The sequence below is a fragment of the Ideonella sp. A 288 genome (genome assembly GCF_002198735.1).
Classification (GTDB): domain Bacteria; phylum Pseudomonadota; class Gammaproteobacteria; order Burkholderiales; family Burkholderiaceae_C; genus Pseudaquabacterium.
Genome location: NZ_MWLO01000163.1, coordinates 27,120 through 49,856, shown reverse-complemented (window position 1 = coordinate 49,856; position 22,737 = coordinate 27,120). Strand labels below are relative to the sequence as shown.

Annotated in this window: 20 protein-coding genes and 1 riboswitch; of the genes, 13 read left to right on the top strand and 7 right to left on the bottom strand. The window is 69.9% G+C overall.

The window, feature by feature from the left end:
- Positions 1–3 precede the first annotated feature (3 nt).
- Positions 4–1,476, bottom strand: a complete 1,473-nt coding sequence (guaB, locus tag EOINJALH_RS30525; protein ID WP_088287414.1) for an IMP dehydrogenase — start codon at positions 1,474–1,476, stop codon at positions 4–6.
- A 221-nt stretch (positions 1,477–1,697) separates the two neighbouring features.
- On the opposite strand from guaB, the gene EOINJALH_RS30520 reads away from it, so the two are divergent.
- Positions 1,698–2,207 (top strand): DUF4124 domain-containing protein, encoded by a 510-nt coding sequence (locus EOINJALH_RS30520; protein ID WP_088287412.1) that lies wholly within the window; start codon positions 1,698–1,700, stop codon positions 2,205–2,207.
- Positions 2,208–2,252: 45 nt separating this feature from the next.
- On the opposite strand, the gene EOINJALH_RS30515 is transcribed toward EOINJALH_RS30520, so the two are convergent.
- On the bottom strand, positions 2,253–2,573 hold the full coding sequence (locus tag EOINJALH_RS30515; protein WP_088287411.1) for an RnfH family protein: 321 nt from the start codon (positions 2,571–2,573) through the stop codon (positions 2,253–2,255).
- Complete coding sequence (locus tag EOINJALH_RS30510) at positions 2,560–3,009, bottom strand: type II toxin-antitoxin system RatA family toxin (protein WP_088287409.1); 450 nt, start codon at positions 3,007–3,009, stop codon at positions 2,560–2,562. Before EOINJALH_RS30510 ends, EOINJALH_RS30515 begins: the two co-directional genes overlap by 14 nt.
- Positions 3,010–3,036: 27 nt before the next feature.
- On the opposite strand from EOINJALH_RS30510, the gene smpB reads away from it, so the two are divergent.
- Complete coding sequence (gene smpB / locus EOINJALH_RS30505) at positions 3,037–3,507, top strand: SsrA-binding protein SmpB (protein ID WP_088287407.1); 471 nt, start codon at positions 3,037–3,039, stop codon at positions 3,505–3,507.
- A gap of 93 nt (positions 3,508–3,600) precedes the next feature.
- On the opposite strand, the gene EOINJALH_RS30500 is transcribed toward smpB, so the two are convergent.
- Positions 3,601–4,386, bottom strand: coding sequence for an enoyl-CoA hydratase (locus EOINJALH_RS30500; protein WP_088287406.1), 786 nt, complete (start codon positions 4,384–4,386; stop codon positions 3,601–3,603).
- A gap of 20 nt (positions 4,387–4,406) precedes the next feature.
- Positions 4,407–6,053, bottom strand: a complete 1,647-nt coding sequence (locus tag EOINJALH_RS30495) for an acyl-CoA synthetase (protein WP_088287404.1) — start codon at positions 6,051–6,053, stop codon at positions 4,407–4,409.
- A gap of 171 nt (positions 6,054–6,224) precedes the next feature.
- Between EOINJALH_RS30495 and EOINJALH_RS30490 the strand changes: the two genes are divergently transcribed.
- The 6 genes from EOINJALH_RS30490 to EOINJALH_RS30465 all read left to right on the top strand — a co-directional run bounded on the left by EOINJALH_RS30490 (position 6,225) and on the right by EOINJALH_RS30465 (position 12,116).
- Positions 6,225–7,031, top strand: coding sequence for an ABC transporter ATP-binding protein (locus EOINJALH_RS30490; RefSeq protein WP_088287402.1), 807 nt, complete (start codon positions 6,225–6,227; stop codon positions 7,029–7,031).
- Positions 7,028–7,741 carry an ABC transporter ATP-binding protein gene (locus EOINJALH_RS30485; protein WP_088287400.1) on the top strand — a complete coding sequence of 238 codons (714 nt, stop codon included), beginning with the start codon at positions 7,028–7,030 and terminating at the stop codon, positions 7,739–7,741. The genes EOINJALH_RS30490 and EOINJALH_RS30485 overlap by 4 nt, the downstream gene beginning before the upstream one ends.
- A 16-nt stretch (positions 7,742–7,757) precedes the next feature.
- Positions 7,758–8,630 (top strand): branched-chain amino acid ABC transporter permease, encoded by an 873-nt coding sequence (locus EOINJALH_RS30480; RefSeq protein WP_088287398.1) that lies wholly within the window; start codon positions 7,758–7,760, stop codon positions 8,628–8,630.
- Positions 8,627–9,625, top strand: a complete 999-nt coding sequence (locus tag EOINJALH_RS30475) for a branched-chain amino acid ABC transporter permease (RefSeq protein WP_088287396.1) — start codon at positions 8,627–8,629, stop codon at positions 9,623–9,625. The genes EOINJALH_RS30480 and EOINJALH_RS30475 overlap by 4 nt, the downstream gene beginning before the upstream one ends.
- Before the next feature lie 82 nt (positions 9,626–9,707).
- Positions 9,708–10,913, top strand: a complete 1,206-nt coding sequence (locus EOINJALH_RS30470; protein ID WP_088287394.1) for an ABC transporter substrate-binding protein — start codon at positions 9,708–9,710, stop codon at positions 10,911–10,913.
- 3 nt (positions 10,914–10,916) lie between these two features.
- Positions 10,917–12,116, top strand: coding sequence for a CaiB/BaiF CoA-transferase family protein (locus EOINJALH_RS30465; protein WP_088287392.1), 1,200 nt, complete (start codon positions 10,917–10,919; stop codon positions 12,114–12,116).
- A gap of 42 nt (positions 12,117–12,158) precedes the next feature.
- Here EOINJALH_RS30465 and EOINJALH_RS30460 read toward each other — a convergent pair whose 3' ends face one another.
- Positions 12,159–13,442, bottom strand: a complete 1,284-nt coding sequence (locus EOINJALH_RS30460) for an O-acetylhomoserine aminocarboxypropyltransferase/cysteine synthase family protein (RefSeq protein WP_088287390.1) — start codon at positions 13,440–13,442, stop codon at positions 12,159–12,161.
- Complete coding sequence (locus EOINJALH_RS30455) at positions 13,442–13,903, bottom strand: CoA-binding protein (RefSeq protein ID WP_088287388.1); 462 nt, start codon at positions 13,901–13,903, stop codon at positions 13,442–13,444. The genes EOINJALH_RS30460 and EOINJALH_RS30455 overlap by 1 nt, the downstream gene beginning before the upstream one ends.
- A 39-nt stretch (positions 13,904–13,942) precedes the next feature.
- Positions 13,943–14,032, top strand: a riboswitch (glycine riboswitch).
- A gap of 166 nt (positions 14,033–14,198) precedes the next feature.
- Between EOINJALH_RS30455 and gcvT the strand changes: the two genes are divergently transcribed.
- The 5 genes from gcvT (at position 14,199) to EOINJALH_RS30430 (ending at position 22,654) form a co-directional block, all read left to right on the top strand.
- Complete coding sequence (gene gcvT, locus EOINJALH_RS30450) at positions 14,199–15,311, top strand: glycine cleavage system aminomethyltransferase GcvT (RefSeq protein ID WP_088287386.1); 1,113 nt, start codon at positions 14,199–14,201, stop codon at positions 15,309–15,311.
- Between the two features lie 31 nt (positions 15,312–15,342).
- Positions 15,343–15,717 (top strand): glycine cleavage system protein GcvH, encoded by a 375-nt coding sequence (gcvH, locus tag EOINJALH_RS30445; RefSeq protein ID WP_088287384.1) that lies wholly within the window; start codon positions 15,343–15,345, stop codon positions 15,715–15,717.
- Between the two features lie 107 nt (positions 15,718–15,824).
- Positions 15,825–18,764, top strand: coding sequence for an aminomethyl-transferring glycine dehydrogenase (gene gcvP, locus EOINJALH_RS30440; protein ID WP_088287382.1), 2,940 nt, complete (start codon positions 15,825–15,827; stop codon positions 18,762–18,764).
- 13 nt (positions 18,765–18,777) lie between these two features.
- A complete protein-coding gene (locus EOINJALH_RS30435) occupies positions 18,778–20,169 on the top strand; it encodes an L-serine ammonia-lyase (protein ID WP_088287380.1) in 1,392 nt (463 codons plus the stop codon).
- A 130-nt stretch (positions 20,170–20,299) separates the two neighbouring features.
- On the top strand, positions 20,300–22,654 hold the full coding sequence (locus EOINJALH_RS30430) for a methyl-accepting chemotaxis protein (protein ID WP_088287378.1): 2,355 nt from the start codon (positions 20,300–20,302) through the stop codon (positions 22,652–22,654).
- Positions 22,655–22,737: the final 83 nt, after the last annotated feature.

The window sequence follows — 22,737 nt, the reverse complement described above, 5'->3', positions numbered from 1 at the left end:
CTCTTACTCCATGCGGTAGTTCGGGGCTTCCTTGGTGATCTGCACGTCGTGGACATGGCTCTCGCGGATGCCTGCGGCGGTGATCTCGACGAACTCGGAGCGCGTGTGCATCTCGGGGATGCTGGCGCAGCCGCAATAGCCCATCGACGCCCGCAGGCCCCCGGCCATCTGGTACACGATGCTGATCATCGTGCCCTTGTACGGCACCCGGCCCTCGATGCCCTCGGGCACCAGTTTGTCGGCGTTGGGGTTGCTGTTCTCGTCGCTTTCCTGGAAGTAGCGGTCGGCCGAGCCGGCCTTCATCGCGCCGATCGAGCCCATGCCGCGGTAGCTCTTGTAGCTGCGGCCCTGGTACAGGATGACCTCGCCCGGGGCCTCTTCGGTGCCGGCGAACATGCCGCCCATCATCACCGTGCTGGCGCCGGCCGCGATGGCCTTGGCGATGTCGCCCGAGTAACGGATGCCGCCATCGGCGATCAGCGGCACGCCCACGCCCTTCAGCGCGGTGGCCACGTTGTCGATGGCGGTGATCTGCGGCACGCCGACACCGGCGACGATGCGGGTGGTGCAGATGGAGCCAGGGCCGATGCCCACCTTGACGCCGTCGGCGCCCGCCTCGCACAAGGCCAGCGCTGCGGCGCCGGTGGCGATGTTGCCGCCGATCACGTCGATCTGCGGGTAGTGGCGCTTGACCCAGCGCACCCGCTCGATCACGCCGCTGCTGTGGCCGTGCGCGGTGTCGACCACCAGCACGTCGACGCCAGCCTTGACGAGCAGGTCGACCCGCTCCTCGGTGCCCTCGCCCACGCCCACGGCCGCGCCCACGCGCAGCTTGCCCAGCGCGTCGCGCGCGGCATTGGGGAAGCTGGTCTGCTTGGTGATGTCCTTGACGGTCATCAGCCCGCGCAGCTCGAAGGCCTCGTTGACCACCAGCACGCGCTCGAGCTTGTGCTTGTGCATCAGCGCCTTGCCGTCCTCGATGGTGGCACGCTCGCCAACGGTGACCAGGCGCTCGCGCGGCGTCATGATCTCTCGCACCGGCGCGTCCATGCGGGTCTCGAAGCGCAGGTCGCGCCCGGTGATGATGCCCACCACGCGGCCTTCCTCGATGACCGGGAAGCCCGAGATGCCGTGCTGGCGCGACAGCGCGATGACCTCGCGCACCGGCATGCCCGGCGACACGGTGATGGGGTCGCGCAGCACGCCCGATTCGTAGCGCTTGACGCGCGCCACCTCGGCCGCCTGCTGCCGGGGCGTGAGGTTCTTGTGCACGATGCCGATGCCGCCCTCCTGGGCGATGGCGATCGCCAGGCGGGCCTCGGTCACGGTGTCCATGGCCGCGGACACCAGCGGCAGGTTCAGCGTGATGTTGCGCGACAGCTTGGTCGCCAGGCTGGTGTCGCGGGGCAACACCTGGGAGAACGCGGGCACCAGCAACACGTCGTCGAAGGTGAGCGCTTTGCCAAGAAGGCGCATGGGACAGGCTCCAGACGCAAAATCGAATTATACGGATGGCATCGCCGGCCATCCCCGGGCGGGCAGCGTGTGCGGCGCGCGCTGCGCGGCAGCGATTCAGCCCACGCACGGTGGCGCGAGAGGGTCCTGCAGGCCCCGGCGCAGCGACCTCGTTCACCTTTTGTGCCAACACACGCGTCCGCTGATCGTTACACTGGCAACATCGATTCTCGAGGCCCGCCATGCGTTCCACCCCCCTGCTGTGCAGTCTGATGCTGCTGGCCCTGGCGGCATCGCCGGTTCAGGCCCAGTGGAAGTGGAAAGACAGCAAGGGGCAGGTGCATGTCAGTGACATCCCGCCGCCTCGCGAGGTGCAGGACAAGGACATCTTGCAGCGCCCCAACGTCCAGGTTCGGCGTGCCGCCACTGCGGTGCCCGTCGCCACCCCCGCGGCCTCCGCGGCCATGGGGTCCGCCAGCGCCGCCTCGCGGCCCACCGTCGACCCCGAGCTCGAGGCTCGTCGCAAGAAGCTCGAGGCCGAGCAGCAGGCCAAGGCCAAGGCCGAAGAAGACAAGCAGGCCGCCCTGCGCGCCGAGAATTGCCAACGCGCACGCCAGCAGATGGCCGCGCTGCAGAGCGGACAACGCATCGCGCGGGTCAACACCAGCGGCGAACGCGAGATCCTCGACGACAAGGGCCGGGCCGACGAAATGGCCACCGCCCGCCGTGTCATGGATTCCGACTGCCGCTGAACGCGGCACCGGCGGCGCGTCGAAGCCGCCAGGCTGGCGTGGCCCTCACCGCCGAGGCGGCTTCACTTTCTTGCGGATCCCGTCGCGCCGATAGCGCAGGCGTCGGGCCTCCTTCGGGTCGACCAGCAGCGGCCGGTACAGCTCGATGCGGTCGCGGTCGCGCAGCACCAGGCCGGGGTCGCAGGCCCGGCCCCAGCAGCCCAGCCTCAAGGCGTCCACCTGCTCCGCCGGCCAGCCGGCGAGCACGCCGCTGGCGCGCAGGGCATCGGCGGCCGTGGCCCCCTTCGGTAAGTTCAGCTGGCGCAGGTCCACCTGGTGTGGGCCGGCCGCGTACACCACCTCGACGTGGATCTCAGCGGGCCCCATACACCTGCTCGGCGCGGTGCACGAAGGATTCGATGAAGGTGTTGGCCACGCGGTCGAACACCGGGCTGAGCACGGCCTCGAGCGGCCGGCTGGAAAAGGCGTAGCTCAGGTCGAACTCGACGCGGCAGGCCGGCGGGCTGCCGGGCGCGCCCAGGGCCTTGAACAGCCAGGTGCCGTCGAGCACCGAGAAGGGGCCGTCGACCAGGCGCATCACCACCGACTCGTCGGGCACGTGGGCATTGCGGGTGGTGAAGGCGTGCTTCAACCCGCTGTAGCCCAGGTGCAGCCGCACCGTCATGCCGTCGTCGTGGGTTTCGAGCACCTCGGAGCGCTCGCACCAGGGCAGGAAGCTCGGATAGGACTCGACGCCCGTGACCAGCTCGTACATCTCGCGAGGCGAGTACCACAACAGGACTGACTTTTTCACATGCTTCATACAATGCCCAAATTCTAGTGTCCCGCCATGTCCGCAACGATCGCAGAAAACCGCCGAGCCCGATACGACTATCACGTCGAAGAACGACATGAGGCCGGCATGGTGTTGCAGGGCTGGGAGATCAAGGCCATCCGCGCTGGCCAGGTGCAGCTGACCGACGGCTACGTGGTCATCAAGAACGGCGAGCTCTACCTCATCGGCTGCCGCATCAACGCGCTGCGCTCCGCCTCCACCCACGTCAGTCCGGAGGCCGACCGCACCAAGAAGCTGCTGATGCACAAGGAAGAGATCAAGCGCCTGGTCGGCAAGGTCGAGCAGAAGGGCTTCACCCTGGTGCCGCTGAACCTGCACTTCAAGGGCGGCCGCGTGAAGGCCGAAATCGCGCTGGCCAAAGGCAAGGCCCAGCACGACAAGCGCGAGACCGAGAAGAAGCGCGATTGGGAGCGGGAAAAGGGACGATTGATGAGACACAAGGTCTCATCAAACCCGAAGGGGTGAGCCGCATCGCGGCGAACACGTCCCTTTCGCGCGAAGCGCACAAGGGCCGTTTGATGAGACACAAGGTCTCATCAAACCCAAAGGCATGAGCGGCTACTTCCAGTTCGGCGGCCGCTTCTCGATGAAGGCCTGCACGCCTTCCAGCGCCGAGTCGTCCATCATGTTGCAGGCCATCGTGTCGCCGGCATCGGCATAGGCGGCTTCGATGCCCTTTTCGAGCTGGCGGTAGAACAGCGCCTTGCCCATGGCCAGCGCCACCGCCGGCTTGCCGACGATGGACGCCACCAGCGCCTCCACTGCCGCGTCCAGCTCGGCCGGATCGGCCACGCGGTTGATCAGCCCCTTGGCCAGGGCCTCGTCGGCGCTGATGAAGGCGCCGGTGACCAGCATCTCGAAGGCGGCCTTGCGGCCCAGGTTGCGCGACAGCGCCACGCTGGGCGTGGCGCAGAACAACCCCAGGTTGACGCCGCTGACGGCAAAGCGCGCGTCGCGCGCCGCCACCGCCAGGTCGCACATCGCCACCAGCTGGCAGCCGGCCGCGGTGGCGATGCCGTGCACCTTGGCGATCACCGGTACCGGCAGCTTCTGGATCGACATCATCATGCGGCCGCAGTCGGCAAACAGGCGCTCGTAGTACGCCTGCGAGGGCTCGGCGCGCATCTCTCGCAGGTCGTGCCCGGCACAGAAGGCGCGGCCCGCTGCGCCGATGACCAGCACGCGCACCGACGGGTCGTCGGCGATCTGGTCCAGTTCGGTCTGCAGCGCGGCCAGCATGGCCTCGGACAGCGCGTTGAAGGCCTGCGGCCGGTTCAGCGTGAGGGTGACCACGCCGCGCGCGTCGGCGGTGCGGATCAGCAGTGGATCGTCGGTGGTGAGCATGGTGTCGGTTCCTCGGTCGGTCATTCGATGGCGCTGGACGAGCGGGCCCGTTCGCGCAGCTGGAACTTCTGGATCTTGCCGGTGGACGTCTTGGGGATGGCCTCGAAGCGGATCTCGCGCGGCACCTTGTAGCCGGCCAGCAGCCCCTTGCAGTGGGCCACCAGTTCGTCCACCGTGACCTGGGCGCCGAACTGCAGCTCGACGAAGGCCAGCGGCGTCTCGCCCCACTTCGGGTCGGGCTTGGCCACCACGGCGCAGGCCATCACCGCGGGGTGGCGGTACAGCGCATCTTCGACCTCGATCGAGCTGATGTTCTCGCCGCCGGAGATGATCACGTCCTTGCTGCGGTCGCGGATCTTCACGTAGCGGTCGGGCTCCATCACCGCCAGGTCGCCGGTGTGGAACCAGCCCCCCTCGAAGGCCTTGTCGGTGGCCGCCGGGTTCTTGAGGTAGCCCTTCATCACGATGTTGCCGCGGAACATGATCTCGCCCATGGTCTGGCCGTCGGCCGGGATCGGTGCCAGGGTCTGCGGGTGCAGCACGGTCATGCCCTCCTGCAGCAGGTAGCGCACGCCCTGGCGGCCGTTCAGCCGCGTCTGCTCGGACAGGCTCTCGGCCGCCCAGCTGTCGCGCTTGACGGCCACCGAGGCCGGGCCGTACACCTCGGTCAGGCCATAGACGTGGGTGATGTCGACGCCGATCTTCGCCATGCCCTCGATCATCGCCGCCGGCGGCGCTGCGCCGGCCACCATGCCGCGGATGCCTTCGGGCAGGCCGGCGCGCAGTTCGGCCGGCGCGTTGTAGATGAGGCTGTGCACGATGGGCGCGGCGCAGTAGTGGTCGACCCGGTGCTCGCGCATCGCGTCGAGGATGGCCCGGGCCTCCACGCGCCGCAGGCACACGTGGGTGCCGCCGAGCATGGCCACGGTCCACGGGAAGCACCAGCCATTGCAGTGGAACATCGGCAGCGTCCACAGGTAGCGCGGGAAGTGCGGCATGGTCCAGGTGGCCGCGTTGCACACCGCGTTGAGGTAGGCGCCGCGGTGGTGGGTGACCACGCCCTTGGGGTCGCCGGTGGTGCCGCTGGTGTAGCTGACCGCGATGGCGTCCCACTCGTCGGCCGGGCCCTCCAGCGCCTCGACCGGCGCATGCGCGGCCAGCAGCGCCTCGTACTCGTGCGCGCCGAGGCGCTCGCCAGGACCGGTGTACTCGGTGTCGTCGACGTCGATGACGATCGGCGTGCGGCCGAACCCGTCGCGCATCTGTTGCAGCGCCTGGCCCATCACGGCCGCGAACTCGCGGTCGGTGATGACCACGGCCGCCTCGCAGTGGTTCATCTGCCAGGCCAGCAGCGGCGCATCGAGCCGCGTGTTCAGCGTGTTGAGCACGGCGTTGACAGCCGGCACCGCGTAGTGCACCTCCACCATCTCGGGCGTGTTGGGCAGCATCGCGCTGACGGTGCTGCCGCGCCCGACGCCCAGCGCGCGCAGCGCCGCGGCCAGCCGCGCCGAGCGCTCGCGCGTCTGCGCCCAGGTGTAGCGCCGCGCGCCGTGCACCACCGACGGCAGGTCGCCGAAGACCTCGGCGCTGCGCTCGACGAAGCTCACCGGCGACAGGGCCGTGAAGTTGGCGCGCTGGCGGTCGAGGTGCTGGTCGTAGATGCTCATGGTCACTCCGAAGGCGGGGCTGACAGGCTAACCCGATTCTCACCTGCAAGCAGGGGCCTGTCGCCGTGGTGTCAGGGCAAGCACGGGTGTCCCCTGAGGGGGGGCCCACCTATAAACGGCGCCATCCCCAATCCGGCCTGCCCGGCCCGTGGTCCAGCACAGCCTCCCCGGATGAACGACCGTTCCAGCCCTCTGCTCAGCGTGCGCGGCGTCACCGTCCGGTTCGGTGGCATCGTGGCGCTGGACGGCGTGAGCTTCGACGTCACGCGGGGCGACGTCTGCGGCCTGATCGGCCCCAACGGGGCGGGCAAGACCACGCTGTTCAACTGCCTGAGCCGGCTGTACGCCTACCAGTCCGGCGACATCCAGTTCGAGGGCCGGTCGATCACCGCGATGCCCACCCACCAGATCGCCTCGCTGGGGCTGGGCCGCACCTTCCAGAACCTGGCGATGTTCCGCACGCTGCCGGTGCGCGACAACATCATGATCGGCGCCCACTCGCGCTCGGCCGCGGGCTTCTTCGCCAGCGCGCTGCGGCTGCCGAAGGTCAGCGCCGAAGAGCGCCGGCTGCGCCAGCGCGCCGACGAGATCATGGATTACCTGGCACTCTCGCCCTTCGCCGACCGGGCCGCGGGCGACCTGCCCTTCGGCACGCAGAAGCGCGTCGAGCTCGGCCGCGCGCTGGCCGCCGACCCCAAGCTGCTGTTGCTCGACGAGCCGGCCGCCGGCCTCAACCACGAAGAACTGGCCGACCTGGGGCGGCTCATCACCGACATCCGCGACCGGCTGAAGATCACCGTGCTGCTGGTCGAGCACCACATGAGCCTGGTGATGAGCGTGTCGGACCACATCGTGGCGCTCAACTTCGGCCGCAAGATCGCCGAAGGCTCGCCGGCCGAGATCCAGCAGCACCCGGAAGTGATCGAGGCCTACCTGGGCGCGCCCGCCGAGGCGTCGGCCGGCGTGGTGACGACATGACCCGCCTGCTCGATGCGAAGAAGCTCGGCGCCTCTTACGGCGCCACGCCGGTGCTGTTCGGCATCGACTTCGCGCTCGAGGCCGGCCAGATCACCGCCATCCTCGGCGCCAATGGCGCCGGCAAGACCACCACGCTGCGCGCCATCTGCCAGATGGTGCGCACCACCGGCAGCCTCGAGTTCGAGGGCCGGCAACTGGTGGGCCAGTCGACCGAGAACGTGGTGCGCCTGGGCGTGGCCCACGTGCCCGACGGCCGCGGCACCTTCACCGCGCTGTCGGTGGAAGAGAACCTCAAGCTCGGCGCCTACGTGCGCAAGGACCGCGGCGAGATCGGGCACGACATCGAGAAGACCTACATGCGCTTTCCGCGGCTGGCCGAACGCCGCCACCAGCAGGCCGGCACGCTGTCGGGCGGCGAGCAGCAGATGCTGGCGATCAGCCGCGCGCTGATGCTGCGGCCGCGGCTGCTGCTGCTGGACGAACCCTCGTTCGGCCTGGCGCCGCTCGTCGTCGCCGAGATCTTCCGCATCATGCGGCGCATCAACGAGGAGGACGGCGTCACCATGCTGGTGGTCGAGCAGAACGCCAGCCTGGCGCTCGACCTGGCGCACCACGCCTACCTGCTGGAAACCGGCACCGTGGCCCTGTCGGGCCCGGCCGACGAGATCAAGCGCGACGAGTCGGTGCGCCGCGCCTACCTCGGTTACTGACCGGAGGCCCCTGCCCATGGACGCCCTGCTCCACCAGATCTTCTCGGGCCTGGCCAATGGCTGCATCTACGGCTCGGTGGCGCTGGCGCTGGTGATGATCTACCAGGCCACGCACCACATCAATTTCGCCCAGGGCGAGATGGCCACCTTCTCCACCTTCATCGCCTGGGCGCTCATCCAGACGGGCATGTCGTACTGGGTGGCGTTCTTTCTCACCGTGGCCATCTCCTTCGTCGGCGGCCTGCTGGTGCAGCGCATCATCCTGCGGCCGGTCGAGAAGGCGCCGGTGCTGACCAACGTGATCGTCTTCATCGGCCTGCTGGTCATCTTCAACTCGCTGGCCGGCTGGATCTTCGAGCACACGATCAAGGCCTTCCCGAGCCCGTTCCCGCAGAAGTCGATCGTCGCGACCAGGTACTTTTCGTCGCACGACGTCGGCTCGGTGGCGGTGATGCTGTGTGTGCTGGGCTCGCTGTACGCCTTCTTCCGCTTCACGCCGGTGGGGCTGGCGATGCGGGCCGCGGCGCAGAACCCTGAATCGGCCCGGCTGGTGGGCATCCGCGTGTCGTGGATGCTGGCGGTGGGCTGGGGCCTGGCGGCAGCCATCGGCGCGGTGGCCGGCATGATGGTGGCCCCCATCGTCTACCTCGACCCGAACATGATGTCGGGCATCCTGCTGTACGGCTTTGCCGCGGCGCTGCTGGGCGGCATCGACAACCCCGGCGGCGCGGTGTTGGGTGGCTTCATCGTCGGCGTGCTCGAGAACCTGCTCGGCGCCTACGTCATCGGCACCGAACTCAAGCTCAGCGTGGCCCTGGTGCTGATCGTGGCCATCCTCACGCTCAAACCGGCAGGTCTGTTCGGCAAGCATGTGGTGACGCGGGTATGAGTAACGAACCCCGCTCGGCCCGCTTCTGGCTGCTCACCGCGCTGGCCGTGGCGGCGGTGGTGGTGCTGCCCTTCCTGGTCAAGAACTACCGTGTGTTCCAGTTCAACCTGGTGCTGATCTACGCCATCGCGGTGCTGGGCCTGAACATCCTCACCGGCTTCAATGGCCAGATCTCGCTGGGCCATGGCGCGTTCTACGCCATCGGCGCCTACGCCACCGCCATCCTGATGGACCAGGCCGGCATGCCCTACTGGGCCACGCTGCCGGTGGCCGGCGTGCTGTGCTTCGGCCTGGGCTTCCTGATGGGGTTTCCGGCGCTTCGGCTGGGCGGGCACTACCTGGCGCTGGCCACCTTCGCGCTGGCGCTGGCGATCCCGCAACTGCTCAAGTACAAGAAGATCGAGGGCCTCACCGGTGGGGTGCAGGGCATCGTGCTGAACAAGCCCGAACCACCCTTCACCTTCCGCTTCCTTGACCAGCCGTTCAATGCCGACCGCTGGCTCTACTTCTTCACACTGGCCGTGGCCGCACTGATGTTCCTGCTCGCCTGGAACCTGCTGCGCGGGCGCATCGGCCGGGCGCTGATCGCCATCCGCGACCACCCGATCGCCGCCACCGCGATGGGCATCAACCTGCCGGTGTTCAAGTCGATGGCCTTCGGCGTGTCGGCGGCCTTCACCGGCGTGGCTGGCGCACTGGGCGCCATCGCCGTGGCCTTCGTCTCGCCGGACAGCTTCACGGTGTTCCTGTCGATCACCTTCCTGGTCGGCGTGGTCGTCGGCGGGCTGGCGTCGATCCCGGGCGCGATCTTCGGCGCGATCTTCATCCAGTTCGTGCCCAACATCGCCGGCGACATCTCGAAGTCGGCGCCGTGGGCGATCTACGGCGTGTTCCTGATCGGCCTGATGTACCTGATGCCCACCGGCGTGATGGGCATGCTCAAGACCCTGTGGGGCCGCTGGCGGCGTCGTGCCGCGGCCCCGACCGCGGGCTGACCCCGTCAACGCCCGCGCGTCCGGCCCCGTTCCTCCCGAGCGTCCCCCAAGAACGTCCACCCCCACCAGGAGACTCCCCGCCATGAAGCTCAGCCATTGGAAGTTCGCCGCCGTCGGCCTCGCGATCGCCGCCCTGGGCGCCAGCGCACAGGCGCAGAAGAAGTACGACACCGGCGCCAGCGACAAGGAGATCAAGATCGGCGGCCTGAGCCCCTACTCGGGCCCGGCGTCGGCCTACGGCGCCATCGGCAAGGCGATCAGCGCCTACTTCGAGAAGGTCAATGCCGAGGGCGGCGTCAACGGCCGCAAGATCACCTTCATCTCGCTCGACGACGGCTACAACCCGGCCAAGGCGGTGGAGCAGACCCGCAAGCTGGTCGAGGAAGAAGAGGTGCTGCTGGTCTTCAACCCGCTGGGCACGCCGTCCAACTCGGCGATCCACAAGTACATGAACCAGAAGAAGGTGCCGCACCTCTTCCTGGCCACCGGCGCCACCAAGTGGGGCGACCCGAAGAACTTCCCCTGGACGATGGGCTGGCAGCCGGCCTACCAGTCGGAGGCCAAGATCTTCGCGGCGCACATCCTCGAGACCAAGCCCAACGCCAAGATCGCCGTGCTGTTCCAGAACGACGACTACGGCAAGGACTACCTGAAGGGCTTCGAGGACGGCCTGGGCGACAAGGCCAAGACGATGATCGTCTCGAAGGTCTCGTACGAGGTGACCGACCCCACCGTGGACAGCCAGATGCTGTCGCTGAAGAACTCGGGCGCCGACACCTTCTTCAACATCACCACGCCGAAGTTCGCGGCGCAGGCCATCAAGAAGGCCGCCGAGATCGGCTGGAAGCCCACCCACTACCTCAACAGCGTGTCGGCGTCGGTCGGCTCGGTGATGACGCCGGCGGGCCTCGAGAACGGCGTCGGCGTGTACACCGCCAGCTACCTGCGCGACCCGACCGACCCGCAGTTCCAGAAGGGCAAGGAATGGGACGATTGGCTGGCCTGGATGAAGAAGTACCAGCCCAGCGGCGACCTGAAGGACGTCAACAACGTCTACGGCTACACCGCCGCCCAGGGCCTGGTGCAGGTGCTCAAGCAGGCCGGCGACAACCTGACCCGCGACAACGTCATGAAGCAGGCCGCCAGCCTCGACCTGACCCTGCCGATGCTGCTGCCGGGCGTCAACGTCAAGACCACCGCGGACGACTTCTTCCCGATCGAGCGCGAGATGCTGGCCCGGTTCAATGGCAAGACCTGGGAGCTACTCGGCAAAGTGTACGGCCGCTGACACGTGAACCGTCCGCTGACCGGCATCCGCATCGTCGACCTGTCGACGGTGTTCTCGGGGCCGATCGCCACGGCGCTGCTGGCCGACCAGGGCGCCGAGGTCATCAAGGTGGAGTCGCCCGAGGGCGACACCTGCCGGATGATCGGGCCGGCCAAGGGCGACCTGTCGGCCACCTTCATCGCGGCCAACCGCGGCAAGCGCTCGATCGCGATCGACCTGAAGTCGCCCGCGGCCACACCGGTGCTCGACGCGCTGGTGCGCCGCGCCGACGTGCTGGTCGACAACTTCCGGCCCGGCGTGATGGCCCGGCTGGGGCTGCAGGACGAGCGGCTGGCGGCGTTGAACCCGCGGCTGATCCGGCTGTCGATCACCGGCTATGGCGCCGATGGCCCGGAGGTCGACGCCAAGGTCTACGACGCCGTGATCCAGGCCGTCTCGGGCATGGCCGCGTCACATGCACTGCCCGGCGGTCCGCCGGTGATGGTGAGCTCGGCGCTGTGCGACAAGCTCACCTCGCTGGCCGCCGCGCAGGCGGTGACGGCCGCGCTGTTCGCGCGTGAGCGCGACGGCCGCGGCCGCCGGGTGGAGGTGGCCATGCTCGACGCGGTGCTGGCCTTCCAGTGGCCCGATGCGATGTACAACCATGCCTTCGTCGACGAGCCGCCACCGCCCTTCCCCGAGTTCGGCATCACCCAGCGCCCTTGGCGCACGGCCGACGGCTGGGTGGCCACGATGAACCCGCAACAAGCCGAGTTCGAGGCGCAGTGCCGGGCGCTGCAGCGGCCCGACCTGGCCGCCGACCCGCGCTTCGCCACGCTGCGCTCGCGCAACCGCCATGGCGCCGAACTGCGCGCGCTGCTCGAGCCGCTGATGGCCGAGCGGCCCACCGACGAACTGGTCGCGTCGTTTCGGCGCGAGGGCGCGCCGATCGGCCGCGTCAACGCCCGCGGCGAGGTGCTCGACCACCCGCAGGTGCGGCACAACCAGGCACTGGTCGAGGTGGACCACGGCGACCCCGCACAGGGCGGCGTCGGCCGCGTGCGCCTGGCCCGCGCCGCGGCGCGCTTCGACGGCGCCGCCCTGCCGCCGGCCGGCGCGGCCGCCCACCTGGGCGAGCATGGCCGCGCGGTGATGGCCGAACTGGGCTTCGACGACGCGCACGTCGCTCGCCTGGTGGCCGACGGCGTGCTGCGGCTGCCCTGAGCGGCCGCGGCACGGCGGCCGTGCACAGCCCGGCAGGGCCGCCTATTTCACCGCCGCCGCCAGCGCCTGGTCGATGTCCCAGAGGATGTCGTCGATGTGCTCCAGCCCCACCGAGATGCGCACCATGTCGGGCAGCACGCCGGCGGCGAGTTGCTGCGCCGCATCGAGCTGGCGGTGCGTGGTCGAGGCCGGGTGGCTGATCAAAGTGCGCGTGTCGCCGATGTTGACCAGGTGGCTCATGAACTGCGCCGCCTCGATGAAGGCCACGCCCGCGGCCTCGCCGCCCTTGACCCCGAACGCCAACAGCCCCGACGCGCCGCTCATCTGACGTTTCATCAGCGCGTGCTGCGGATGGTCTTCCAGCCCGGGGTAGTTGACGAAGCTCACGCGCTGGTCGTCGCGCAGGAAGCGCGCCACCGCCAGCGCATTGGCGCAGTGGCGCTCCATGCGCACCGGCAGCGTCTCAACGCCCTGCAGGATCTGCCACGCGGCCATCGGCGACAGGGCCGCGCCGTGCACCCGCAGGGTTTCCATGCGGCAGCGCATCGTGAAGCCGAAGTCGCCGAAGGTCTCGTAGAACTTGACGCCGTGGTAGCCCGGCGACGGCTCGGTCATGCCCGGGAACTTGCCGTTGTCCCACGGGAACTTGCCGCTTTCCACCACCACGCCGCCCAGCGTGGTGCCGTGGCCGGCCAGGTACTTGGTGGCCGAGTGCACCACGATGTCGGCGCCCAGCGCGATCGGGTTGCACAGCATCGGGCTGGGCACCGTGTTGTCGATGACCAGTGGCACGCCGTGCGCATGGGCCACCTCGGCCACGGCGGCGATGTCCAGCACCACCAGGCTGGGATTGCCCAGGCTCTCGGCGTACACCGCGCGGGTGTTGGGGCGCATCGCCGCGGCAAAGGCGGCGGGGTCGGTGGCGTCGACAAAGCTGGTGGTGATGCCGAACTTGGCCAGGCTGACCGCCAGCATGGTCACCGTGCCGCCGTACAGTGCGCCGGCCGCCACCACGTGGTCGCCCGACTGCAGCAGGGTGGTGAACACCATCGATTCGGCGGCCATGCCGCTGGCCGAGGCCACCGCGGCGCGGCCACCCTCCAGCGCCGCCACGCGCTCTTCCAGCGCCGCCACCGTGGGGTTGGACAGGCGAGAGTAGACGTTGCCGAAGGTCTGCAGGTTGAACAGGCTGGCGGCGTGTTCGGCGCTGTCGAACACGAAGCTGGTGGTCTGGTAGATGGGCAAGGCCCGCGCGCCGGTGGCGGCATCGGGGATCTGGCCGGCATGGATGGCCAGGGTCTCGGGCTTGAAGCGGTGGTCGGCCATCAGGTGGCTCTCCGTGCGGAGATGACGCCGGTGTTGACCCCGGCCCAGTGCAGCCCGCCGAACAGGCGCGCGTGCTCGATCTTGACGCAGCGGTCCATCACCGAATCCAGACCCGCGGCGCGGGCCATGGCATCGGCCTCGGCGTTCATCACGCCGAGCTGCTGCCACAGGCACTTCGCGCCGATGGCCACCGCGCTGGCGGCGATGGGGGGCACGTCGTCGGGCTTGCGGAACACGTCGACCATGTCCACCGGGCCGTCGATGTCCTCGAGCCGGGCCACGCAGGGCACGCCGAGGATCTCCTTGTAGCGCGGGTTCACCGGGATGATGCGGTAGCCGTGGTGCTGCAGGTACTTGGCGGCGAAGTGGCTGGGCCGATGCCACTCGGCCGAGAGGCCGACCACCGCGATCGTCTTGCACGATCGCAGGATGCGGCGGAGGCTGGCGATGTCGTCTTGCATGGGCGGATCGTACCGTGCGCCCCCATGCCGCTGCTACACTCATCGAGGTCAGGAGAGAGCCCCTTCAGCGGGGCCGCCGAAGGCGCAGGGACCACCCGAACGCTCAGGCAAAAGGACTGACTTCCTTCCTCACTGGAGAGAGGTTGCCGTGCCCACCGCATGGCAGCCCACCGAAGGGGCAAGGCCTGCCAATCCACCCGGATCGGGGCACGGCCGAATCTCTCAGGTAAAGCGGACAGCGAGGGCCCTTCTCACCACCGGCAGGTGGTGTGTCGCCTGCCCTCGAAAGCCCGCCATGAGCACCGATCTCCTCCACACCCCGCTGCACGCGCTGCACGTCGAACTCGGCGCCAAGATGGTGCCCTTTGCCGGCTACGCCATGCCGGTGAACTACCCCACCGGCATCCTGGCCGAGCACCGCCACTGCCGCGACCACGCCGCGCTGTTCGACGTGTCGCACATGGGCCAGCTCGAACTGAGCGGCGACGACGCGGCGCTGGCCCTCGAATCGCTGGTGCCGGTGGACGTGGTCGACCTGCCGATGGGCAAGCAGCGCTACGCCTTCTTCACCAACGCCAGCGGCGGCTTGCTCGACGACCTGATGATCTGCCGCCGCGCCAGCGGCCTGTTCCTGGTCGTCAACGCCGGCTGCAAGGACGCCGACACCCGCCACCTGGTCACGAACATCGGCCACCGCTGCCGCATCACCCCGATGCCCGAGCGCGCGCTGCTGGCGCTGCAGGGGCCGCAGGCGGCGGCCGTGCTGTCGCGACTGAACCCCGACGTGGCCGCCCTCACCTTCATGACCGGCGACCACTTCACGCTGGCCGGGACCGACTGCTTCGTCACCCGCTCGGGCTACACCGGCGAGGACGGCTTCGAGATCTCGGTGCCGGCCGACCGTGCGGTGGACCTGGCCCGCTCGCTGCTGGCCGAGCCCGAGGTCAAGCCCGTCGGCCTGGGTGCCCGCGACACGCTGCGCCTGGAGGCCGGGATGTGCCTTTACGGCCACGACATCAACGAGACCACCACGCCCATCGAAGCGGGCCTGGCCTGGGCCATCCAGAAGGTGCGTCGCCCCGGTGGCGCGCGCGCCGGCGGCTACCCCGGCGCCAGCGTGATCGAGGGCCAATTGGCCACCGGCGCCCCGGTCAAGCGCGTCGGCCTGGTCGGCCTCGAGAAGGTTCCGGTGCGCGAAGGCGCCGTCATCGTCGACGCCCAGGGCCACAAGCTCGGCCATGTCACCAGCGGCACGCTGGGCCCCACCGTCTTCGAGCCGGTGGCCATGGCCTACCTGGCTGCCAACCACGCCATCGTGCACCACGAGGTCTATGCCGAGGTGCGCGGCAAGCGGCTGCCGATGCGGGTGTCGCCGATGCCCTTCACGCCCCACCGCTACCACCGTTGAATTCCCACGACCCGAGAGAGAGGAGTTGCCGATGACCACCATGTTCACCCCCGACCACGAATGGATCAACATCGAGGACCACGAAGCCGCCGTCGTCGGCATCACGCTGCACGCGCAGGACGCGCTGGGCGACGTGGTCTTTGTCGACCTGCCCGAGGTCGGGCGCACCTACAAGAAGGGCGACGTCGCCGGCGTCGTCGAATCGGTGAAGGCCGCGGCCGATCTCTACATGCCCGTCGAGGGCGAGGTGGTCGAGGTCAACGAGGCACTGCGCGCCGACCCGTCGCTGGCCAACAAGGACCCCATGGGCCACGGCTGGTTCTTCAAGGTGCACGTCACGCACATGGAGCAGTTCGAGGCGCTGATGGACCCGCCCGCCTACGACGCGCTGCTCAAGACCCTGTGACCCCGCTGCGCTGACCCCCGGCCCGGGCGCCGTCCCGGGCGGCGCAGCCCCTGCCGTTCCACCCCTCATCGACCCTGCCGGGCGTTCGCGTCCGGCCCGCCAAGCCCATGCTCACCACCGCCCGCCCGCCGCTCGCCGAGCTCGAGAATTCCGACGAGTTCGTCGCCCGCCACATCGGCCCCGGCGAGGCCGACCAGCAGCGCATGCTGGCGGTCGTCGCGCCCCAGGCCGCCGACCGATCGCGCCGCGCGCTGATCGAGGCCATCGTGCCGCGGGCCATCGCGCGGGCCGCGGCGATGGCGCTGCCGCCGCCGGTGACCGAGGCGCAGGCACTGGCCGAGCTGCAGGCCATCGCCTCGCGCAACCGCGTGCTCAAGAGCTTCATCGGCCAGGGCTACCAGGGCACGCACACGCCCGGCGTCATCCTGCGCAACATCCTCGAGAACCCGGCGTGGTACACGGCGTACACGCCCTACCAGGCCGAGATCTCGCAGGGCCGCATGGAGGCGCTGGTGAACTTCCAGACCATGGTCTGCGACCTCACCGGCATGGCCATCGCCAACGCGTCGATGCTGGATGAGGCCACCGCCGCGGCCGAGGCCATGACGCTGGCCAGGCGCAGCGTGAAGTCGAAGTCCGACACCATCATCGTGGCCGGCGACTGCCACCCGCAGACCATCGAGGTGATCCGCACCCGGGCCGAGCCGCTGGGCCTGAAGGTGCTGGTCGGCGTGGCGCCCGAGCTGATGGCCGCCAACGACTACTTCGCCGTCCTCGCGCAGTACCCCAGCACCACCGGGCTGATCCATGATCTGGCGCCGCACGTGGCCGCCGCGCATGCCAAGCAGGCCGCCTTCATCGTGGCCGCCGACCTGCTGGCGCTGACACTGCTGGTGCCGCCGGGCGAGTTCGGGGCCGACATCGTGATCGGCTCCACCCAGCGCTTCGGCATGCCGATGGGCGCCGGCGGGCCGCACGCCGCCTACATGGCCACGCGCGACGAGCACAAGCGCTCGATGCCCGGCCGACTGGTCGGCGTCAGCGTCGACGCGCACGGCCGGCCGGCCTACCGGCTGGCGCTGCAGACGCGCGAGCAGCACATCCGCCGCGAGAAGGCCACCTCCAACATCTGCACGGCGCAGGTGCTGCCGGCCGTGGTGGCCAGCATGTACGCGGTCTACCACGGCCCGCAGGGCCTGCAGCGCATCGCGCAGCGCGTGGCCGTGTACACCGCACTGCTGGCCCGCGGGCTGCAGGCGCTGGGCCACACGCTGCTCACGCCGCAGGCCTTCGACACCCTGGCCATCGACACCGGCGACGCCACCGAGGCCATCGCCGCCCGCGCCCTGGCGGGCGGTGCCAACCTGCGGCGCCTGGGCCCGCGCACGCTGGGCATCGCGCTCGACGAGACCACTACCCGCGACGACCTGCAGGCGCTGTGGTCGTGGTTCGCCGCCCCCGGCCAGGCCGTGCCCGCGCTGGATGCGCAGGAGGCCGGCATCGAGCCGCTGATCCCGGCCGCGCTGCGCCGCAAGAGCGCCTTCCTGACGCACCCGGTGTTCAACAGCCACCACAGCGAGACCGAGATGCTGCGCTACATCCGCAGCCTGTCGGACAAGGACCTGGCGCTCGACCGCTCGATGATCCCGCTGGGCTCGTGCACCATGAAGCTCAACGCCACCAGCGAGATGATCCCAATCACGTGGCCGGCCTTCGCCCACATGCACCCCTACGCGCCGGCCGATCAGCTGGCAGGTTATCGCGAACTGAACGACCAGCTGTGCGCCTGGCTGTCGCAGGCCACTGGCTACCGCGGCATCAGCCTGCAGCCCAACGCCGGCTCGCAGGGCGAATACGCCGGCCTGCTGGCCATCCGCGGCTGGCATGCGTCGCGAGGCGAAGGCCACCGCACCATCGTGCTGATCCCCGAATCGGCGCACGGCACCAACCCGGCCAGCGCGCAGATGGCCGGCATGCAGGTGGTGGTGGTCAAGTGCGACGCCAAGGGCAGCGTCGACCTGGCCGACCTCGAGGCCAAGTGCGTGCAGCACAGCGACAAGCTGGCCGCGGCGATGATCACCTACCCGTCCACCTACGGCGTGTTCGAGGCCGGCGTGAAGGACCTGTGCGCGATGGTGCACCGCCATGGCGGCCGGGTCTACGTGGACGGCGCCAACATGAACGCGCTGGTGGGCGTGGCCGCGCCCGGCGAGTTCGGCGGCGACGTGAGCCACCTCAACCTGCACAAGACCTTCTGCATCCCGCACGGTGGCGGCGGGCCGGGTGTCGGCCCGGTGTGCGTGGTCGACGATCTGGTGCCCTTCCTGCCGACCGAGCCGGGCAGTGCCGGTGGCAGCGCCGAGGGCAGCGTCGGCGCCGTGTCGGCCGCGCCGCTGGGCAATGCCGCCGTGCTGCCGATCAGCTGGATGTACATGCGCATGATGGGCGCCGACGGCCTGCGTGCGGCCACCGAGACGGCCATCCTGTCGGCCAACTACGTGGCCGCGCGGCTCGGCGCCCACTACGACATCCACTTCAGCGGCAACGTGCCCGGCATCGTCGGCGGCGGCGTGGCGCACGAGTGCATCCTCGACCTGCGGCCGCTGAAGGAATCCAGCGGCGTCAGCGCCGAGGACGTGGCCAAGCGCCTGATCGACTACGGCTTCCACGCCCCCACGCTGAGCTTCCCGGTGGCCGGCACGCTGATGGTCGAGCCCACCGAGAGCGAGCCGCTGGTCGAGCTCGACCGCTTCTGCGACGCGATGATCGCCATCCGGGGCGAGATCCGCCGGGTCGAGGCGGGCGACTGGCCACGCGACGACAACCCGCTGGTCCACGCGCCACACACGGTGGAGGCGCTGCTGGTGGCCGACTGGTCTCACGCCTATTCTCGAGAGGACGCGGCCTACCCGGTGCCCGGCCTGCGCCGCGCCAAGTACTGGTCGCCGGTGGGCCGGGTGGACAACGTCTGGGGCGACCGCAACCTGTTCTGCAGTTGCGTGCCGGTCGGCGACTACGCCGACGACGCCGCCAGCCCCGCGGGCTGAGGAGCGCGACGCCATGGCCGTGTCCGTCTTCGACCTGTTCAAGATCGGCATCGGCCCGAGCAGTTCGCACACCGTGGGGCCGATGCGGGCGGCGCGGCTGTTCGTGCAGCGCCTGCTGCACGACCTGCCCGGCGTGCCCATCGGCCGCGTGCAATGCCTGCTGTACGGCTCGTTGGGCGCCACCGGCAAGGGCCACGGCAGCGACAAGGCGGTGCTGCTGGGCCTGCTGGGCCACGAGCCCGACACGGTGGACGTGGACGCCATTCCCGCGCTGCTGGCCGCGGTGCGGCGCGACAAGGCGCTGGCCCTGCCCGACGGCCGCGTGCTCCCGTTCCACGAATCGGCCGACCTGAAGTTCCTGCGCCGCGAGACGCTGCCCTTCCATGCCAACGGCATGCGCTTCATCGCCTTCGACGGCGAGGTCGCCGAACGGGCCAACCGCGTGTACTACTCGGTGGGCGGCGGCTTCGTCGTCAGCGACGAAGTGGCCGCCGACGGCAGCCGCCACAAGGCGGTGGCGCCCGACACGACGTCCCTGCCCTTCCCGTTTCGCAGCGGCGAGCAGTTGATGGCGATGGCCCGCGAGCAGGCCTGCAGCATCGCCGGGCTGATGCGCCGCAACGAGCGCCACTGGCGCACCGACGCCGAGATCGACGCCGGGCTGCTGCGCATCTGGCGCGCGATGCAGGACTGCGTGGCCCGCGGCATGCGCACCGAGGGCGTGCTGCCGGGCGGCTTCAAGGTGAAGCGCCGCGCCGCATCGCTGCACCGCGCGCTCACCTCGAACCCCGAGGCCGCGCTGCGCGACCCGCTGCAGGTGCTCGACTGGGTGAACCTCTACGCGCTGGCCGTCAACGAGGAAAACGCCGCCGGCGGCCGGGTCGTCACCGCGCCCACCAACGGAGCGGCGGGCATCGTGCCGGCGGTGCTGCACTACTACACCCGCTTCGTGCATGGGGCGGGCGAGTCGGGCGTGGTCGACTTCCTGCTCACCGCGGCGGCCATCGGCATCCTCTACAAGGAGAACGCCTCCATCTCCGGCGCCGAGGTCGGCTGCCAGGGCGAGGTGGGCGTGGCCTGCAGCATGGCCGCCGGCGCCTTGTGCGCGGTGCTCGGCGGCACGCCCGAGCAGGTGGAAAACGCCGCCGAGATCGGCATGGAGCACCACCTGGGGCTCACATGCGACCCGGTCGGCGGCCTGGTGCAGATCCCGTGCATCGAGCGCAACGCCATCGCCTCGGTGAAGGCGATCAATGCCGCGCGCATGGCGCTGCGCGGCGACGGCACGCACTTCGTCAGCCTCGACCAGGTCATCAAGACCATGCGCGAGACCGGGGCCGACATGATGACCAAGTACAAGGAAACGGCCCGCGGCGGCCTGGCGGTGAACATCGTCGAGTGCTGAACGCGGCCGGAACAAGCGGCCCTTCGGTCGATTGTTCGGCGGATGGTGGCGGCCGCCCGGGCCGCAAGATGTGCCGGCAGCCTGTTCGAGCAGCCTGGCGGCACCGCTTGTCGCGTCTGGAGCCACCGCTATGTTTCCTGTCAAGTTTTCTCCCCTGGGGCCCGGCATCGCGCTGATGCGACGGCTGCGCATGTCGGCCAAGATGGCCTTGATGGTCGCCGTGCTGCTGGTGCCGTTGGGCGTGCTGCTGGCCAGCACCTACCTCAGCGTCAGCGGCGACGCCGCCCAAACCCAGCGCGAACTGCGCGGCGCCCAGCAGGTCAACCACCTGCTGGGACTGGTCATCCAGACGCAGAACCACCGCGACATCGCCCACCGGGCACTGTCGGGCGACGAGGCGGCGGCTGCCCAGCGCGCCACCGCCGCCACGGGCTTGCGCCAGGCCATCGCCACGGCCGACCCGCCCGGTGGCACGCCCGCGTCGGGGGACGACTGGCCCGCGCTGCGGCAGGCCCTCACCGACCTGGCCGAAGGCCGCGGGCCCGGGCAGCGCACCGAGCTCTTCGCGCTGCATGCCGATCTGGTGGAGCGGCTGCGCTGGCGCGTGCGGCGCGTGGCCGAAGACAGCGGCCTGCTGCTCGATCCACAGGCCGACACCTACTTCCTGATGGACCTGGTGGTCGAGCGCGCCGTGCCCTGGCTGGAATCATTGGCCCTGATGGGCGGCCAGGGCGCCGCGCTGCTGGCGCGCGGCGACGCCAGTGGTGCCGAGCGGGCCGGCGTCATCGGCCATGCCGACCGGGTGCAAGGGCAACTGCTCGAGATCGACCGGGAACTGGCAGCGCTGCAACGCGCCGGTGCCAACCCGCCGGCTGGCTGGGCCGCCGCCCGCGAGGCGTCTGCCCGCGCCGCGGTGCAGGGGCGCGCCGTGTTCAGTGCCGAAGCCATCGTCGGCGAGCCGGCACCGTTCCACCAGCAGGCCGCGCAGGCCCTGGCGGCGGCGCAGCTGACGCAGACCCAGCTCGTGGGTCAGCTGGTCGATCGGCTCGGGCAGCGTCTGCAGGCCCAGCGCCGATCGCTCTGGCTGCACCTGGCCGTGGTCGCCGTCGGCCTCGGCCTGGTGGCCTACCTGGGCCTGGCGTTCTATGTCAGCTTCGCGGGCGCCCTGCGCACGCTGATGCGCGGCGTGCAGGAGGTGGCCGATGGCGACCTGTCGCACCGCATCGAGATCCGCGGGCGCGACGAGCTGGTGGACATCGGCACCCAGGTCGAACGCATGAACGAGCAACTGTCGGCACTGGTGGCGCAGATCCGCAGCAGCGCCGTGCGCGTGGGCATGTCGGGCGAAAAGGTGTCGCTGAGCAGCCAGTCGCTGGCCATCCGCACCGACGAACAATCCAACCACCTGCGCCAGACCGTCACCACCGTGCACCACCTGAGCGAGGCCGTGGCGGCCAATGCCGGACAGGCCGGCGAGCTGGACCAGCTGACCACCCGGCTGCGCGCCGAGGCCGAGGCCGGCGGGCTGGCCATGCGGCAATCGATGGAGGCGATGTCCGGCCTGGAAGCCGGTTCGCGCCGCGTCGGCGAGATCATCGGCGTGATCGACGGCATCGCCTTCCAGACCAACATCCTGGCGCTGAACGCCGCCGTCGAGGCGGCGCGGGCGGGCGAGGCCGGGCGGGGCTTTGCCGTCGTGGCCACCGAGGTGCGGCAGCTGGCCCAACGCTCATCGCAAGCGTCCTCCGAGATCCGCAAGCTGATCGCCCAGTCGAGCGACCAGGTGAAGGTCTCGGTCGAGCGCACGAACCATGTCGCCCAGGCCCTCGACGCATTGGTCGATGGCGTGCGCAAGGTGTCGGGTTCGCTGCAGTCGATCGCCGCAGCCAGCGCCGAGCAGAGCGCCGGGCTGATGCAGGTGTCGAAGGCCGTGGGCAACCTCGACGAGCTCACCCACCGCAACGTGACCATGGTCGAAGAATCCAGCGTGGCCGCCGCCGACCTGGTGGAGCGTGCCAGCGCGCTGAGCGGCGCGGTGGCCTCGATCCGGCTGCGGCAAGGCAGCGCCGACGAGGCGCGCGCGCTGGCCCGCCGCGCGCTGGAACAGATCAAGGCCGTCGGGCTGCATGCCGCCATGCACGACCTGCACTCGCGCGAGTCCGGCTACGTCGACCGAGACCTCTACGTCTTCATGGTCGACCGCCGCGGCACCTACCTTCTGCACGGCGTCCGGCCCGAGATGGAAGGCCGTCGCATCCACGACGTGCCCGGCATCGACGGCGACCGCTTCATCCGCGAAGCCTGGGCCGCCGGCGAAAGCCACGACCGCCATGGCGGATGGGTCGAGTACGACATCGTCAACCCGGAGTCCGGCGATGTCCAGCCCAAGTCGTCCTTCGTGGTGCCGCTGAGCGACACGCAGCTCATCGGCTGCGGCGTCTACCGGCAGGACGTGCTGCTGGGACGCTCGACGGCGCGGGTCTGAGGCCGAGCGGCGCGAGTGGGCTCGTGGCGGGCGCGTGCACGGCTCACGAGCGTGGCTGGGTCGGGGGCATCGACCAACGGGTG

Bases quoted from the DNA above. Each gene is read 5' to 3' on its own strand.
- EOINJALH_RS30460 (WP_088287390.1), bottom strand. From the start codon at position 13,442: ATGGCCGACCACCGCTTCAAGCCCGAGACCCTGGCCATCCATGCCGGC.
- EOINJALH_RS30430 (WP_088287378.1), top strand. From the start codon at position 20,300: ATGTTTCCTGTCAAGTTTTCTCCCCTGGGGCCCGGCATCGCGCTGATG.
- EOINJALH_RS30510 (WP_088287409.1), bottom strand. From the start codon at position 3,009: ATGAAGCATGTGAAAAAGTCAGTCCTGTTGTGGTACTCGCCTCGCGAG.
- EOINJALH_RS30435 (WP_088287380.1), top strand. From the start codon at position 18,778: ATGGCCGTGTCCGTCTTCGACCTGTTCAAGATCGGCATCGGCCCGAGC.
- EOINJALH_RS30495 (WP_088287404.1), bottom strand. From the start codon at position 6,053: ATGAGCATCTACGACCAGCACCTCGACCGCCAGCGCGCCAACTTCACG.
- gcvT (WP_088287386.1), top strand. From the start codon at position 14,199: ATGAGCACCGATCTCCTCCACACCCCGCTGCACGCGCTGCACGTCGAA.
- gcvH (WP_088287384.1), top strand. From the start codon at position 15,343: ATGACCACCATGTTCACCCCCGACCACGAATGGATCAACATCGAGGAC.
- EOINJALH_RS30475 (WP_088287396.1), top strand. From the start codon at position 8,627: ATGAGTAACGAACCCCGCTCGGCCCGCTTCTGGCTGCTCACCGCGCTG.
- EOINJALH_RS30480 (WP_088287398.1), top strand. From the start codon at position 7,758: ATGGACGCCCTGCTCCACCAGATCTTCTCGGGCCTGGCCAATGGCTGC.
- smpB (WP_088287407.1), top strand. From the start codon at position 3,037: ATGTCCGCAACGATCGCAGAAAACCGCCGAGCCCGATACGACTATCAC.
- gcvP (WP_088287382.1), top strand. From the start codon at position 15,825: ATGCTCACCACCGCCCGCCCGCCGCTCGCCGAGCTCGAGAATTCCGAC.
- guaB (WP_088287414.1), bottom strand. From the start codon at position 1,476: ATGCGCCTTCTTGGCAAAGCGCTCACCTTCGACGACGTGTTGCTGGTG.
- EOINJALH_RS30455 (WP_088287388.1), bottom strand. From the start codon at position 13,903: ATGCAAGACGACATCGCCAGCCTCCGCCGCATCCTGCGATCGTGCAAG.
- EOINJALH_RS30490 (WP_088287402.1), top strand. From the start codon at position 6,225: ATGAACGACCGTTCCAGCCCTCTGCTCAGCGTGCGCGGCGTCACCGTC.
- EOINJALH_RS30515 (WP_088287411.1), bottom strand. From the start codon at position 2,573: ATGGGGCCCGCTGAGATCCACGTCGAGGTGGTGTACGCGGCCGGCCCA.
- EOINJALH_RS30485 (WP_088287400.1), top strand. From the start codon at position 7,028: ATGACCCGCCTGCTCGATGCGAAGAAGCTCGGCGCCTCTTACGGCGCC.
- EOINJALH_RS30500 (WP_088287406.1), bottom strand. From the start codon at position 4,386: ATGCTCACCACCGACGATCCACTGCTGATCCGCACCGCCGACGCGCGC.
- EOINJALH_RS30470 (WP_088287394.1), top strand. From the start codon at position 9,708: ATGAAGCTCAGCCATTGGAAGTTCGCCGCCGTCGGCCTCGCGATCGCC.
- EOINJALH_RS30520 (WP_088287412.1), top strand. From the start codon at position 1,698: ATGCGTTCCACCCCCCTGCTGTGCAGTCTGATGCTGCTGGCCCTGGCG.